General features: G+C 54.0%; 10 protein-coding genes. 7 read left to right on the forward strand and 3 right to left on the reverse strand.

What is annotated here, in order from left to right; genetic code table 11:
- Positions 1–5 precede the first annotated feature (5 nt).
- The 6 genes from FYC48_RS01670 to FYC48_RS01695 all read left to right on the forward strand — a co-directional run bounded on the left by FYC48_RS01670 (position 6) and on the right by FYC48_RS01695 (position 6,449).
- Entirely contained in the window at positions 6–1,640 is a 1,635-nt protein-coding gene (locus tag FYC48_RS01670; RefSeq protein WP_149494962.1) for a reverse transcriptase family protein, read from the forward strand.
- A 337-nt stretch (positions 1,641–1,977) separates the two neighbouring features.
- The gene (locus FYC48_RS01675) at positions 1,978–2,928 is read left to right on the forward strand and encodes a DNA integrity scanning protein DisA nucleotide-binding domain protein (RefSeq protein WP_149494963.1); all 951 of its coding nucleotides are present in this window, start codon (positions 1,978–1,980) and stop codon (positions 2,926–2,928) included.
- Between the two features lie 100 nt (positions 2,929–3,028).
- The gene (gene cmoA / locus FYC48_RS01680) at positions 3,029–3,766 is read left to right on the forward strand and encodes a carboxy-S-adenosyl-L-methionine synthase CmoA (protein WP_235034019.1); all 738 of its coding nucleotides are present in this window, start codon (positions 3,029–3,031) and stop codon (positions 3,764–3,766) included.
- On the forward strand, positions 3,763–4,746 hold the full coding sequence (gene cmoB / locus FYC48_RS01685; RefSeq protein WP_149494964.1) for a tRNA 5-methoxyuridine(34)/uridine 5-oxyacetic acid(34) synthase CmoB: 984 nt from the start codon (positions 3,763–3,765) through the stop codon (positions 4,744–4,746). Before cmoA ends, cmoB begins: the two co-directional genes overlap by 4 nt.
- A gap of 235 nt (positions 4,747–4,981) precedes the next feature.
- A complete protein-coding gene (locus tag FYC48_RS01690) occupies positions 4,982–5,497 on the forward strand; it encodes a hypothetical protein (RefSeq protein ID WP_149494965.1) in 516 nt (171 codons plus the stop codon).
- A gap of 16 nt (positions 5,498–5,513) precedes the next feature.
- Complete coding sequence (locus tag FYC48_RS01695; RefSeq protein ID WP_149494966.1) at positions 5,514–6,449, forward strand: histone deacetylase family protein; 936 nt, start codon at positions 5,514–5,516, stop codon at positions 6,447–6,449.
- A 294-nt stretch (positions 6,450–6,743) separates the two neighbouring features.
- Here the strand turns inward: FYC48_RS01695 and FYC48_RS01700 are convergent, their stop codons facing one another.
- Together FYC48_RS01700 and FYC48_RS01705 are read right to left on the reverse strand one after the other, a co-directional pair.
- On the reverse strand, positions 6,744–7,619 hold the full coding sequence (locus FYC48_RS01700) for a DUF6666 family protein (protein ID WP_149494967.1): 876 nt from the start codon (positions 7,617–7,619) through the stop codon (positions 6,744–6,746).
- 345 nt (positions 7,620–7,964) lie between these two features.
- Positions 7,965–11,045 (reverse strand): hybrid sensor histidine kinase/response regulator, encoded by a 3,081-nt coding sequence (locus tag FYC48_RS01705; protein ID WP_149494968.1) that lies wholly within the window; start codon positions 11,043–11,045, stop codon positions 7,965–7,967.
- Between the two features lie 547 nt (positions 11,046–11,592).
- Between FYC48_RS01705 and FYC48_RS01710 the strand changes: the two genes are divergently transcribed.
- Positions 11,593–14,715 (forward strand): serine/threonine-protein kinase, encoded by a 3,123-nt coding sequence (locus FYC48_RS01710; protein WP_149494969.1) that lies wholly within the window; start codon positions 11,593–11,595, stop codon positions 14,713–14,715.
- A 218-nt stretch (positions 14,716–14,933) separates the two neighbouring features.
- On the opposite strand, the gene FYC48_RS01715 is transcribed toward FYC48_RS01710, so the two are convergent.
- Positions 14,934–15,575: an ECF-type sigma factor gene (locus FYC48_RS01715; protein ID WP_149494970.1), complete on the reverse strand. Its 642-nt coding sequence runs from the start codon at positions 15,573–15,575 to the stop codon at positions 14,934–14,936.
- Positions 15,576–15,669 lie beyond the last annotated feature (94 nt).

Raw genomic sequence — 15,669 nt, forward strand, 5'->3', positions numbered from 1 at the left:
ATGTGATGGCTGATCAATCGCCCAATCAAGCGTCCAATCAGCAGCCGGCGTCCCCCAACCCCAAACTGGGCTGGCTGGGACGTATCTTCCGTTCGCTTTTTGGGGGTCCGACGCGACGCCCCGACCGAAGCTCCGACTCATTTGCCGCGATGGCTCAGCAGCCGCGCCCGCTGCCACCACGCCGGCGGGAGAAGGTGACGTTGGATCTGGATGCAAAAGCATTTCTGCCGATCGATCGTGATGAATTGCTGAGTGATGCCAAGCAGATCAACTTGTGGGCCAGCCCTTGGTTCGGCCGGCGTGACTTGATCCCACCGGCCGACGATCCACGAACGAGCTTGATCGATCGTGGGATGGTCACCGAAGGCTTGCTGACGCCCGACGAGTTGACACGGATTCACGAAGTCGGTGCCGAGATGGATTACTACCGACCGGCGGAGCTTTTTCTGCGTCATCAGGCCCGACAAGCTGGTCGTGATGCCGTCGAGCTTGATCGCCAAACCAGGGCGGAACGCAAAGCCCGCAAGCAGGCGGAGGCGGAAGCCAAACGGATTCGGCGGCGCGAGCGGGTCGAGCGTCGGTTCGCGACGCAAATTGATTTCCTGGGCCGAGGCGTTTCGACTCAGCTTCATCTGTGCGAAAGCGATGTCGATCGGCTGAAGGAAGCTGGACTTCCGGTGATTCAGACCACGACCGAATTGGCCGACGCGATGGGAATCGAAATCCCACGTTTGCGATGGCTTGCTTTCCATAGTCATGTCGCCGAGCGGTCTCACTACATTTCCTTTCGAATTCCAAAGAAGTCGGGAGGGACACGAACGCTGAGTGCACCATTGCCGCGGCTGGCCGCGGCTCAGCGATGGATTTATTCTCAGATCCTTCGAGAGCGACCGCACCCGGAATGTGTTAGCGGTTTCGTTCCCGGTCGCAGTATCTTGACCGGTGCGGCACCACATGTCGGAAGCCAGACGGTTTTGAATCTCGACCTCGAGGATTTTTTTCCTTCGATCGGATTTGCACGCATTCGTCATGCGTTTCAGTTCATAGGCTATTCGCCTGCCGTGGCGACGGTACTGGCCCTGTTGTGCAGCGAAGCACCGCGCCGGAAGGTGCGGTTCAATGGCGGCGAATACTACGTCGCGACCGGGCCTCGCGTGTTGCCGCAAGGGGCATGTACCAGCCCTGCGCTGTCAAACCTGATCGCGGCGAAACTCGACCGTCGGATTAGCGGTCTGGCGAGCAAGCTGGGAGCGACCTACACGCGTTATGCCGACGACTTGACGTTGTCCGGAGATCGCGACTTTGATGACAAGGCTGCTTTCGCGATGGCTTGTGTTCGGCACATCGCCGAGGACGAAGGGTTTCGGGTCAAGCTTTCCAAAACGCGCGTACTACGTCAAAACGCAGCCCAGCGGGTGACCGGCTTGGTCGTCAACGACAAAGCCGGCGTCGGACGCAAGAAGTTGCGTTTGATCCGCGCGATTTTGCACAACGCAGAAAAAACAGGACTGAACGCACAGAACCGAGACCACCATCCCAATTTCCGAGCGTCACTGGAGGGCACGATCGCTTTTGTCGCGATGTCGAATCCCGAACGAGCCGCGAAACTTCGCCGACAGCTTGACGCAGTCCCGGATTGACGGTGTCCGGTGATCCGCTGCAAGCTTCAAGCACCGGAAGCGTTTTCAAATCGGGGGAGTCACTCGCGCTGTTTCGATCTCAACTCGGAAAGTTGAGCGACATTGTCGCTCGATTCTCCGAATCGTGAGCGTGCCACTTGCTTCACCAACCGATGGTCTTGGCATCTGACGGACTCGCCATTTGGAAAATCGAGATCACGAGCGACGTAACTTAACCGGTAAAATGCCAGACAATCTCCGCTCAAATCGCTGGCGTCTCTGGGCGGAACTTTACCGGTGAGCTACAGTTTAAGGAGAAAACTGTCTATTTATCGATGCATAGCTCCACTGACCTGCCATGGCAAACCTCCGGCTGACCAAACACAACATCGCGATGCTCGAATCGGCGATGTCATTGGTCAATGAAATCAGCGCAGACGCGTTGGTCTTACTGCTGGAAGGATCAAGCGATTGGGAACGAATCGCGGAATTGGTCCGCAAGAAAGAGTGTGAGAAACCGGTCATCGTCGCGGTCAACACCGTCGAAGAGCTTGACGGAGCCGCCGAAGCGGGGCTCAAGCCGATCGCGTTGAACAAAGAAAAGGCGCCGCTTTTGGAACGGCTTCAGCACGCGATCTTGGAAGCGGCCGCGGACGAATTTATTAAGCCGAACGACGAATTGGTGGCGATCTACGGCGGTTTCACCACTGGGCGGCTGGATTCGATCAGCCATCTGAAACTCGACGAGCGGATGCGTCGGCTGAGCACCCGCGATTTGCAGTCGCTCGAAAGCAGTGTCCCACTAAAAGTCCTCAAGGCGGTGGTCGACTTAGCCGTCCAAGTCGGCCTGGAGGGTCGCGAAGGCAAACCCTGCGGGGCCCTGTTTGTCGTCGGCGATACGCGCAACGTCATCAAGCATGCCAGCGAAAGTGGCGTCGACCCGTTCCGCGGCTACAACAAAAAGGCGCGCAACCTGCTTGATCCCAAAACGCAGGAAGATGCCAAAGAACTCGCCCAGCTCGACGGGGCGTTCCTGATTACCTCTGACGGAACGATCGAACGCAGTCGCCAAATGTTGGAGGTGCTGCACGAAGACTTGAACATGTCCAAGGGCCTTGGATCCCGACACTGGGCCGCCGCAGCGATTACCCGTCGGACGAAAGCGATCGCAATCGTCGTCAGCCAGTCGACAGGAACGGTCCGCCTGTATCAAAATGGCTATCTAAAGATGCAGATCGAGCCGATGGACAAGGGGATCAAGTGGCAAGAAATTTCCTTCAAGCCACCGACCGCCAGCGGCGACGATTGATCCAGCCGATCGCTTACGCTCTCGATCGCCCGATGGAATCCTCCACGTTCCGAAGGTGGCGATCGCGGCCGCGATCGCCTTCCATTGAATCTTGCAGCGGATGACTATGTCGCGTGACAACATTTACGCGTTGCCGCGGGATCAAGTCGGGAATTTCCAATTTGACGAAAGCGTCGCCGAAGTTTTTCCGGACATGATCTCTCGCAGCGTGCCCGGATACACTTCCATTCTTTCGGTCATCGAACAGTTGGCCGAACGTTTGGTCGTCGCTAGTTCCAACGTCTATGACCTTGGCTGTTCACTGGGTGCCACGACGATGCTTATTCGTGGCAGGGTCCCTCACGATGTCACGGTCCATGCGGTGGATAATTCCGCCGCGATGGTTCGGCGTCTACGCGAACGATTGATTCAAGATTCCGGTGACAAAGGCTGTCGTGTCGAAGTCCACCAACAGGATCTCTGCCAAACCGACATGGTGACCGCATCGATGATCGTGCTGAATTTTACCTTGCAGTTCATCGCGGCCGACCAGCGGACATCGTTGCTTCAGCGCTGCTATGACGCGATGCTTCCCGGTGGCGGATTGGTTTTAAGTGAAAAGGTGTGCTTCGATGATCCGGCCGAACAAACGCTGCTTAGCGAGTTACACCTCGACTTCAAACGCGCTTGTGGGTACAGCGAATTGGAGATCGCCCAGAAACGCACGTCACTCGAGAACACGCTGATCCCTGAATCCGTTTCGACGCACGTCGATCGCTTGCGACAAGCGGGCTTTGAAACAGTCACGCCCTGGTTTCAGTGCTTTAACTTTGTTTCGATCCTGGCGATCAAGTCATGAGCAACGGACGGAGATGGTTCGATCGAAGCGATCTCGATCGATGGTTGCGTGACCGAAAACGAGTCGACTTCGCCGAATTGATTACGAGGCTATCGGCCGAGCGATTATCGCAACCAACCAACGGAGATCTGAAACGGTGGATCAACACGTTCAATGAGCTTCCGTCGCCCGATCGGTACTCATTGGATCTAAGCGACGGCAAAGTTCGTGTGGTGGGGCCACGCATAACGGACCTTTCGATGCTGCGTGAGCAACTGATGTGTTTCCATCCCTGGCGAAAAGGACCATTAGAGTTCGCCGGGCACTTCATCGATACCGAATGGCGATCGGATTGGAAGTACGAACGGATGCGCGAGTGTGTCGACTTCCGAGGGAAAGATATTTTGGATGTCGGCTGTGGGAACGGGTACTACGGATGGCGAATGTTGGCTGACGGAGCCGCCTCGGTACTGGGGATCGATCCGACGCTTCGATTCTTGGCCCAGTTCGAGGTCTTCAAGCGATACGCCGACGAAACTTACCGGCACGATGTCGTGCCGCTGATCGACGAAGACTTGCCCAACCGCTTGGAACTGTTCAACATCGTCATCTCGGCAGGCGTGTTGTACCATCGCACCAGTCCGATCGACCACCTTCGCAGCTTGGCGCAGGCACTGGTGAAGGGCGGTGAGTTGGTTTTGGAAACGCTGATTGTCGAAGACGAAGAGGCAACCGCACTGGTGCCTGAGGACCGTTATGCACAGATGCGGAACGTTTGGTTTCTTCCATCGGTTCCGCTGATATTTCGGTGGTTGCGGCGGACCGGCTTTCAAAACGAGCGGTTGATCGATGTGACGACGACGACGGCCCAGGAACAACGTTCGACGAAGTGGATGACGTTTCAGTCACTGACGGATTTTCTTGATCCGGCGGATCCCGCCAAGACCGTCGAAGGGTACCCAGCCCCGGTTCGGGCAATCGTTGTCGCCGAGCGAGCCTGACTCCCAAAGCTCTGCCTTCGATCGACAGTAGCGCGACGCTGTGTCACGAAGTTTGCTAATCGGGTTGGATTCTCCGAATCGGCATAGATCGAATCAGGATCGATATGCTAAAGCCGACCGGTCCGGTACCTAGAACCGCCCCTTCGAAACCGTGCTCCGGCTAAGTTTCGAAGTCGCGTTTTCTGCTTTAGAACAAACGTCATCGGTTCATCCAACCTTCATCGGAGCCTCGACGATGTCCGCGAATAGCCTGCTCAAACATTTTTCACTTAAGGCAACCACCGTGATTGTGGTTTTGTTCGTGCTTGCAACGATCACTGTTGATCGACAGCTTTCAAAGAGTGTCGCGGCGGATGCGTCGGTACGCTCGATCGGTCAAGCCGAGGGAGTCTTGATGCGTTCGAAACTAAAGCGATCGCAAAGTGTGTTAGAAGGGCTGTTGCGAAAGGACTACGCAGCGATCGCGAAAGGAGCCCATGACATGAAATTGATCAGTGAAGCCGTCGAGTGGCCACGCGCCCGTGATCAGGTTTACGAACATTTCAGTGCTGAATTTCGACGTCAATGCTCGCAACTCGAAGAGCTTGCCGCTAAAAAGAATCATCAGGGTGCGACGTTCACTTACCTGGCCATGACCAATCTTTGTATTCAGTGTCATGATTATGTTCGTGACTCGCTGCGTGTCGCCGAACCGAACGGTCGTAGCGGCATTCAATTAATCCCAGCGGAGTGGCCTGAAGAAGGCCGTTGACCACAAGCGAGAAACGATGACGCTGCTGTATCAGGATCCCCGGTTCCGACTTCATGACACGGGCAACCACCCCGAATGTGCGGCGCGAACCGAACTCGCCGAAAACCACCTCGCGTCGCTTGGAAAAGGTGACGGAATTGAACGCCAGACATGGCAGCCCGCATCTCCCGAGCAAATTGGTCTGATCCACAAGCCGTACTACATGGAAAAAGTGCGGGATTTCGCTTCACGCGGCGGCGGGCGGATCGAAACGGATACGGTTGTGTGTCCTGAATCTTTTGATATCGCGCTTTTGGCCGCCGGCGCAGTCTGTGATGCGGTCGAAAAAGTGGTCCACGGAGTCGATGAGCGCGCATTTTGTTTCGTGCGTCCGCCTGGCCATCATGCACTTGCCGGCGCCCCGATGGGTTTTTGTTTGTTCAACAACGTCGCCATTGGTGCTAGATTTGCAATCGAGCAACTTCAACTCGATCGTGTTTTGATCGTCGACTGGGATGTACATCACGGCAATGGAACTCAAGATGTTTTCTGGGAAGATCCCCGTGTCGGATTCTTTTCAATTCACCGTTGGCCGTTTTATCCCGGAACTGGTGACGAAGAGGAGACCGGCAGTGGGAACGGCCTGGGAACCACTGTCAACGTGCCCGTTTCGTTTGGAACCACACCGCAAGACTACCTCGACCTATTCCGGTCACGGCTCGAAACATTCGCCACAGCATTCAAGCCACAATTGGTACTGGTCAGTGCGGGGTTTGATTGCCATCGCGACGATCCGATCGGGTCGTTGGGGCTCGGCGAAGAAGATTTTCAGCCGTTGACCGAAACGGTGATCGAAATTGCAAAGAGCTTTGCCGACGGAAAAGTCGTTTCTGCTCAAGAAGGCGGCTATGATCCGCAAGCAATGCTCGACTGTGTCAGAGTCCACGTCGATTCACTGCGTAATCAACCATGAGTCGGTCCAGCAGCAACGCATTAGCTGCTGCACGGGCTGAAAGAGTGCGGAGAACGTACTGCTATGACCCCGGCAACGAGCGTCTTGCCGCTCAGGTGATGTCTTAGCCGACGGGCGTTAGTCCATCGGCTGACGAGCCAGCCCCAAACACTTAGTCTAGACGGAGGACGATGCTTCGTTCCAACTCGATTTTAGTACTAGCCGCATGGCGCTAGCGACGGTATTGGTGCGATAACCGAGGCTCGCGCCCGTCGGCTAATGATTCGAATTTGTCTTTTCAAATGGAACGAAGCACTACAGGCGAATCAGGTCGGCGGCCATACTGACCGGGGAGGCAACTTCGAAGAGCGGGCTGTATCGACCACGTCGAGCCGAATAGGCTCGGCTGCCCGGATACCACTGAATCCCGAGGTAGGCATCGACCGTCCCGGTATCGATCGGCGTAATGATATTGGTTTCACCAAAAATCGCCAACGAAGGGGTTAGCGGCATCAAGACATCTGCACCGAACAAAAAGGATTCGTCTTTGGCTGGGGCAAATCCTGTCACCGCGTTGTCTTCACTATGCTCGTCGGCGAGCCCTACCCAGATCGCCGTTTGAGCGCTGCTTTGCCAGTAGTGTCGCCACGCAAACTGAAGTTGATCGATGGACTTCAGTCGGACGTTCGTCGCCGCCCCGAATGTTCCAATGTCATCATAAGACCGGAGCATCGCGGTCACGCCGATTTGGTTGTAATCGTTCAGATCATAGGTCGATCGAATCCGCCATTGGCCTAAATTAAAATCGTCGTAGTAGTCTTCATGTAGAAAGTCGTGCACGACGCCCCAAGCCCAGCCTGAATCCAATCTTTGAAAGAGCCCCAACGTTGTAAAACTCTGCGTGCGTCCGGTGGTCTCACCGACAAGCTCATAGACCCGCACCGCATTCGAAGTAGCCGTGATACTGGTTCCAGCTTGGATCCCAATTCCCGCCTGACGAAGAAGAGGCAGACCAAGGTTCATCGTTGCTTGGCCACCAGCGACTGCATTGACTCCAAAGTCCTGAGGTTGCTTCGAACCGTCGAACGCTAACCGAATGTAAAGCTCATCGAACCAACCAATCGAGTCATCACGCGGGACAGCGTCACATGCGGCCTGCCAAGGTTCGTCATATTCGCATGAGCCGTTCATCCCGATAGATCCATCGGTTTCTGTTTGGGCATTCACGATGCCAAGAAAACCGGTTGCCGCCAACAGCAGCATGATCATCATACGGTTAAGATTTTCTAAAGCCACTCGTTAACGCCCGCCTGCAACCCCATCCGTACCGACTCGTAATGTGCCGTCCGTGCACACGCTGAGGGTAAAATCGGTCGGGCGAAGGCCGGTTGTCCAGCTAGACGACGACAGATTCCTGAATACTATCAGGCACTGATCGAAAATCAACCAACGCAGTTGCCTTCAAACGAAACTGCGGTTGGGGCGCGGTAAGCCTCCGCGATCGATCGAGTTGGCGTTTGAGGCGGCGCAACCAACTCACGGACTGTTGTTGACGTGATTCGTTTTTTCGTTGCGATCGAATGCCTCGTGGGGCAGGGCCAGATAATCATCGAGTACGACTCGTAGATCGGTCGCGGCTTGCTGGAGACGCTGCCAATCGTCTCCGATATCCTCGAGTTCCCCTTCAGCTCCTCGAGATTCAATCGCCTGTGCCCATTCGGTTTCGTCGGTTCGCCGAAAGTACCGCATCACGTTTTTCAGCTTGTGCGCTTGCTTACAAACGGTGGTCGCATCGGCTTCGATAATCGCACGATCGATGCGCGGCACCACGTCGACCATTTCATCCAGATAGGCTTGGACGATTTCAAGCAAAGTGTCTTCGTTTCCGGCGACATGACAAAGCAACTGGTTCCACGGAATTTTTATGTCATGATTCGGAGGGTGATACGTCAACGTTTGGTGACCAGAGGTTTCTTCGAGCAGCATTTCCGGCTGCTCAACTTCGACGACACGGTTCATCGCCGCAAACAACTCGTTTGGTCGAACGGGCTTGGAAACATAGTCATCCATTCCGGCATTCAGACACTTTTCTTTGTCGCCGGCGAGAGCATGGGCAGTCATCGCAATAATTGGCGTCCGATTGCCAAGTTTGGATTCGTAAGATCGAATTTTGGCGGTGGCCTGAAACCCGTCTAATTCCGGCATCTGAATGTCCATCAAGATGACGTCAAAGACATGCCGCTCAACCGCCTCCACAGCTTCACGCCCATTGTGAGCAACCATGGTTTGATGACCGGCCGCATCCAAAACGGCAAGTGCCAATTTCTGATTCGGAAAACTGTCTTCGGCAAGCAGAACGCGCAGATTTCGAGGACTCGTGTTGCTTTCATCTGAAACAGCCTCGACTTCATTCTCCTTCAAAGGCTCGGCGAGTCCCAAAGCCCGAATGATTAACTCTAGTAGTTCAGATTGATTGACAGGCTTCATTAAACGTCCGGCGACTGATTGGTCATCGAATGGCCGCAGATCACCGGAATCGAATGATGAGGTCAGCAGGATGACCGGCGGGGGTGCTTTGACTTCGTATTGAATGGTTTTGGCAAGCTGATAGCCATCCATTCCTTCCATGACGACATCAGAAATGATCAGGCGATAGGGATCATTTTTAGCCTGGGCCATGCTGATAACCGAGAGAGCTTCGAAACCACTTTCGGCTGCGTCAATTTGGTCTGTATAGGTCGCAAGCATCTCCGTAAGAATTGCCAGGTTCACAGGAGAATCATCGACGACCAAAATCTTTGTGGATTTGAGTTTCGATACGACCTCTCGCCATGACTGTGTCGGCGTTTTTTCGCAACGACCAAATTGGGCGGTGAATTGAAATGCGCTACCTTTGCCGAACACACTTTCGACACCAAGCTCACCATTCATCGCTTCGACAAGTTTTGATGTGATGGCAAGCCCAAGACCGGTTCCTCCATGCTTGCGTGTCGACGATCCATCGACTTGTTCGAACTTATCAAAAATGGTTTGGATCTTATCTTCGGGGATTCCAACCCCACTATCTTCGACACAGAATTCAAGTGTGATCAGGTCGGTCGTGACAGGTGATCCGGCCACCACGCTCACATTGACCAGGACATGTCCCTGAGTTGTGAATTTGACGGCGTTGCCAATCAGGTTCACCAAGATCTGTCGCAATCGCCCCGGGTCACCGATCACGTAGTTAGGCACATCATTGTCACACCGACAGGTCAATTCGAGAGCTTTCGTTTGAGTCTTTAGTGCGAACGCCCTCAATACATCGCTGACGGTGTCTCGAATCGCAAAGTCGACATGCTGCAACTCTAGTTTTCCGGCTTCGATCTTGGAAAAGTCCAAGATATCATTGATCACTTGAAGCAATGATTCCGCAGAATCAAACACCGTCGACAAGTAATCGCGTTGGAGGTCACTCAAGTTCGATTGCAATACGATCTCGGTCAAACCGATGATCGCATTCATAGGCGTACGAATTTCATGACTCATGTTGGCCAGAAAATCAGCTTTGGCTCTGACCGCCGATTGCGCTTTCTGTTCTGATGCGACTAACGAATTGTTGGAACGCAGCAGTTCGTCACGCAACCGGCGCTCGTCATGTTCGTCGATGCTGACACCAACGTAACCAAGAAATGCCCCCGCATCACTGAATCGAGGTTGTCCGAACGCGCGGTGCCAGCGGTACTGACCGTCGTGACGTCGCAATCGGTATTCCAAGTCAAACGGCTCTTTATTTTCGAAAGCACGCAGATAGATTTCTGAACATAAATGTCGATCGTTGGGGTGGACTGCGGTCAACCATCCTTCATCTACGTGATCTTCGAGCTTCGCCCCACAGTACTGAAGCCACTGTCGATTCAGCCAGACACATTTGGTTTCGATATCACAAATCCACATGCTGATCGGACTGGAGTCAGCGGTAATCCGAAATCGGCTCTCGCTCTCTTGTAGTGCTGCATTGGTTTCGACCGCTTCGGTCACATCAACCAACGCTCCCAAGACCATGGTTCCCGTTGCGGTTTCGATCGGTGCAAGACCGACTTCGACCGGAACTTCGTGCCCGTCTTTTCGGAGAGCCAATAGCTTCCGGCCGGCAGCCATCCGTCGGGCCGATGGATCACGAAAGAATCCTTTGACTTTATCAGGATGCTGCTCTCGAAACCGATTGGGCATTAGCATTTGAACCGGTTGACCATTCATCTCTTCTTGCGAATAGCCAAACAGACGCTCGGTCGCATCGTTTGACAATGCGATGCGTCCTTGTTGGTCGACCATGATCATCGCAACCGGGGCCGCTTGAATGGTCCGCCGTAGTCTCGTCTGTTCTTGACGCAACTTTTCGTTCGCCGCTTCCAGCCGGACCGCATTTCGATAGGCTTGCTCTAGGGCGGCGCACTGGCAACGTTGCAACCACCACGCGATAGCCCCCAAGACCACGGCAGTCAGAAAAATTTGGCCGCTAAAGAGAAACTCGAGCGACCCCAGTAAAACAACCCCGAAAACAATGAATCCGGTTGTCGCTTTGCGCAACCTCAATTCGAGTGATTGCGCGTCGAGATCGTTTCCTTCGTTTGGCATCCGGCGTGACCTTGATTGAAGAGAAAGCTGGTCGCATTCGAGTAGTCTGTACCGATCACGGTCGGACCGGCTTCATTTCAAGACTCAAGATGGCACGGGGACGCCAACGTATTTCTACCTCCTCCGATCGACTCCCGCACATGGAATGTCCAGCGTTTGGATGAACGTTTTGAGTAATTCTGTGCGAAGCCGCACTCGATCAAGAATTGACCGTCAAACATGAGGAGATGCCGACCATCGGGTGAGGTAGAGACAGACAAATAATCATTCATCGAGAGGGCGTACCGTCGGCCGCGATGTCAGTACTGGCACGTTCCCGTGTGCCCTGTCGACATTCCGAATACGTTCGGCTGTCCTGTCCATCGCACACCTACCAACTACGATCCTTTCGCCCATCGTCTCTTTGACGAGTTGACAATCGCTTTCGATGGACGCTCAAAACGCCAACCTGGCGGACAGCAGCAACAAAAGTGGATAGAGTGTCAACGAGCGACTTCGTCTAATAATCTCGTTGAAAACACCGCTCAACACATGCCAGGAACTCGACGTGGGCCAGCCTTCTCTCGAATCTCTTCGCCGCATCGAGTCGATTTGCACTCGTTTTGAGAATCAATGGTTGTCCGGTGAAGCTTCGATTGCGCCTCTGCTGATAGAAATCGAAAGAGAGCAACGCAGCGAATTGTTTACCGAATTAGTCGCATTGGATATCGAATACCGCCGGGGCCGAGGAGAACAGCCAACCGAAGAACATTACCAAACCATCGCCACGCGGTGCGGTGTCAGCCTCCCATCGCAAACGCTGCGATCACTTTTGAAGACTGCGACAAACGAATCACCGGGGACTGAGCTATCGGAATCTGAGTTTTCCGAGGCTGATACTTCCGAAATCAGCGGACCAAAATCCCCCACTTCCGATCGCTATCATTTCATCGAGAAGGTTGGTTCAGGAGGCAACGGAGATGTCTGGCGTGTCTACGATCAGATCAGTCAACGCACGCTGGCCGTCAAATTGCTGCGCCATCGTCGTGAGCTGGATCACAACGCAGATGCCAGGATCGAACGTGAAGCACTGGTGACCGGAAAGTTACAACACCCAGGCATCCCACCAATCTATGACAGGGGTCGCCTCGCCGACGGGACGCCTTACTTTTCGATGAAACTGATTGGCGGCGAAACACTGGAAGACATTCTGCTTCGTGATGGTGATAACGAACGTCGCATCCATTGTTTAGGGATTTTCGAACAACTCACTCAAACGGTCGCCTACGCGCACAGCCAAGGCGTGATCCATCGTGATTTGAAACCACGCAACGTGATGGTCGGGAAATTCGGCGAAGTGCAAGTCATGGATTGGGGCATGGCAAAACGCTTGAGTAATCCTACGTCCGTCGCGTCCCACACTTCCCCATCCGATGGCCAGTCTTTGCCTAAATCGACGTCGGATTTTTTCGACACAACGGTTACCAGCACCCCGTCGCCAAACGCGATCGAAACGTGGTCCAAGTCGGATGACGAATCCTGGGAAGACATCAGCCATAGCTTGACCGTCGCAGGCGACGTGATGGGTACGCCGGCCTACATGTCACCTGAGCAAGCCAGAGGCGAAATCGATGCACTCGATCGCAGGTCCGATGTATTTACATTGGGTGTCATACTGTTCGAAATCTTGACTGGCTCGCGACTGCATCACGGGACAGGCGTGGCCGAAGCGATGCGTCGGACAGCAACCTACGACTTCGGGGCAGTGTTTGAGCGGATCGATGCGAACGAAGACAACCAAGAATTGTGTCGGTTATGCAAACGCTGCTTACAAAATGATCCCGATGCAAGACCAGCGGACGCGGGAATTGTCGCTTCTGAAATCACCGCTTACTTAGAAAGTGCCGAGCAGCGGGCACGACAAGCCGACATCCGACGCCGCGAGGAATCGGTACGATCTGCCGAAGATAGCAAACGCCGCCGACTTCAAACGCGAGCGGCCGTGTTGGTGGCGTTCATCTCCTTACTTGGAACGGGCGTGACCTATTGGCAATGGCAAGAAGCGAGTCGAGCGAACGCGCGAGCAAGTGCCGCCCTCACATTGGCCGATGACCGATTCGAACAAGCCCAACAGGTCGTTGATGATTTTCTATCGGAAGTCGCCGACGATGAAGGACTACTCGCTAAAGTCCCTGGCACTCAGCCGATTCGTCGTCGACTACTGGAGCAAGCACGAGACTACTATGAAGTTTTCTTGGCAGAATCCCGCGACGATCGAAACATGCAGTTTGAAACCGCACTGGCCTACCGGCGTCTCGGTGATATCGCTCAGGTCATCGACCCGATCGGTGAAGAGGCGATGGCCTATCGCAACAAAGTCATCACGATTTGTGACTCCCTGCTTGCCGAAAAACCTGGTGATCCGGAGCTTTTGCAACTACACGCGGAATCGTTCTTGGCGATCGGGATGGCTCACCGGTTCGCCAAACGTCCGCAGCTGGAACTCAAAGCGTTCGAACAGGCGAAAGAGGGGTACGAACGATTGATCAAGACGCGTGGGACCGACCAAGACCATTTCCGAATCGCGATCGTGTTTCAACGGATGGGGCGAACGCTGTATCACCTTAAAAACTTCGACGAAAGCGAATCAAGCTTGGCGGAAGCGCTGCGGCGGTCCGATGCGTACTGGAAAGAGCATCAAGACGATTCAGAAATCTGTCTTCATCTACGCGACATTCACCGAACGCTAGGTGTCCTTTATGGCTGGGGAAAAGGAGATTGGAAACAGTGCAATGCATCGTTCCGAAAAGCCCTTGAGTTTTCTACGCTGGCAGCCGAACGGTCGCCAGGAGAATTCAAGTACCTCGATCGTGTTGCCAGCGATCAGATGAATCTCGCGATGTCCTGCAACCACATTCAGCAGTATGATGAAGCGAACGCCAATTTTTTGAGGTGTATCGACACACTTGAACGATTGCTCGAAGCCAATCCAACAGTTGCCGAGTATCGTCGCAAACTTGCCAACGTCTATTCAAATTATGGGACGTACTCGAATTGGCGAAATCGACTCGATGATGCGCTAAAATACGCCGACAAATCGTATCAGGTTGCGTCAGAATTGGTTGCCAACCATCCCACGGGACTCCAGTTTCGAATGGATACGATGATCGCGACGATCGAATCTATTTCATGCCAAATGGCAATCGATCGGCGCGATGGGCTACCCGTTACCGAATCGATCGATCGGGTACAGCCAAAACTGGTCGCTGCGATCGAACGATCCAAGCGGGACCTAAAAGCGTTTCCAAATGCCCGTCAAATCGCGACGCGTACGGCGATCGATGCGTGTCTACTTCGATCCCCCGACGTGGCGTTGGCAATGGAGTTGACACAGTTTGTCAATACGGATCCGGCATCCGTGGATCAACAATCCGAAGCCGGGCTGGCGGCCAAGGCGCTCGCTTTTGTTCGCAGTGGAGAACACGATCGAGCCTGGAGCCTACTGGAGTCCTACTCGAAACCACTCAAAAAAATGGAAAGCAGATTGATCCGCTGTATCGCTACCGCCTCAATTGATATTGGAAACGCCCGCCAACAGCGAACGACGATCGAAGCAGATTGGTCGGATCGCAAACATTACGAGTACTTCAATTGGATGCTGCGTGCCGAGGCAACGGCGCTTTTAAAGTGACTTCCATCGCCGAAGGGAAAGCTGCCAAAACCGTCCCAGGGGCCTGTCGATTTAGCAATAGTCACTTTTCATTCCGTGAAAGTCGTGTACGCAAACGCTACTTTTGCGGAGCCCAAGGCGACTATCTTCGCCACACTTCTAAGTCAATCGACAAACCGTTTGCGGCTTTCGTTACCCGGTTCCGACCTCTACCGAGGCCTCCGTCGCGGAACGGTCCCTCAGCACTGATGCTGTTTCCAGATTTCACGAATCAGCTTCAGCCGACGTTCGACGGTACGTTTGGCACAGCCCATCCGCTCGGCGATCTCGTCGATACCATAGCCTTCTAAACGCAGCAGGACGATGGTTTCTAAAACTGGGTCCTGGAGTTCATCGAGCATTCGTTTGCACTGCTCGGTGTACTGTGCCATTAACGCCGGCGTGTCGACAGCAGCTTCACACTGCTCCATCGCCGATCCGGAATTCGCGTGCGAGTGATCGCGACTGGAAAAAAACCACGACTCGCCACGAACCTTTCCCGAACCACGTTTTTCTCGTGATTCGAATTTAATGTGATTAAGCGTCTTGCGTGTCGTGATGACGGTGAGCAATTTGATCAGCTCGTCGCGCCCTTGAATGCTCTGCAGGTGACCTCGCCGGGCTCGCGAGCACAAGCTGCGAAAGGCACTCAGGGCGATGTCTTCTTCGTCGAGTGCTTTGCGAAAATTCGGCGGTAAACGGCGTTTGGAATGGGCCAACATTTTGGGAAAACAGTATTCCCATAACTTCTCGGCCGCCTGTTCGTCGCCGTTCTCCAAGTTTCGAAACCAGTTCGTCACTTCTCCGCTTTCGTCGCCATGATTGAACAGCAGATCTGACATCACGAAACTTTTGAAAAACGGTTAAGGGGATCGGGCGAAGGTTTCGCAGGGAACCAATTGGAATCAGCGAAGAATTCCGATTGGCAGTCCTTTT

Origin of the sequence: Roseiconus lacunae (assembly GCF_008312935.1) — a bacterium.
GTDB lineage: Bacteria > Planctomycetota > Planctomycetia > Pirellulales > Pirellulaceae > Stieleria > Stieleria lacunae.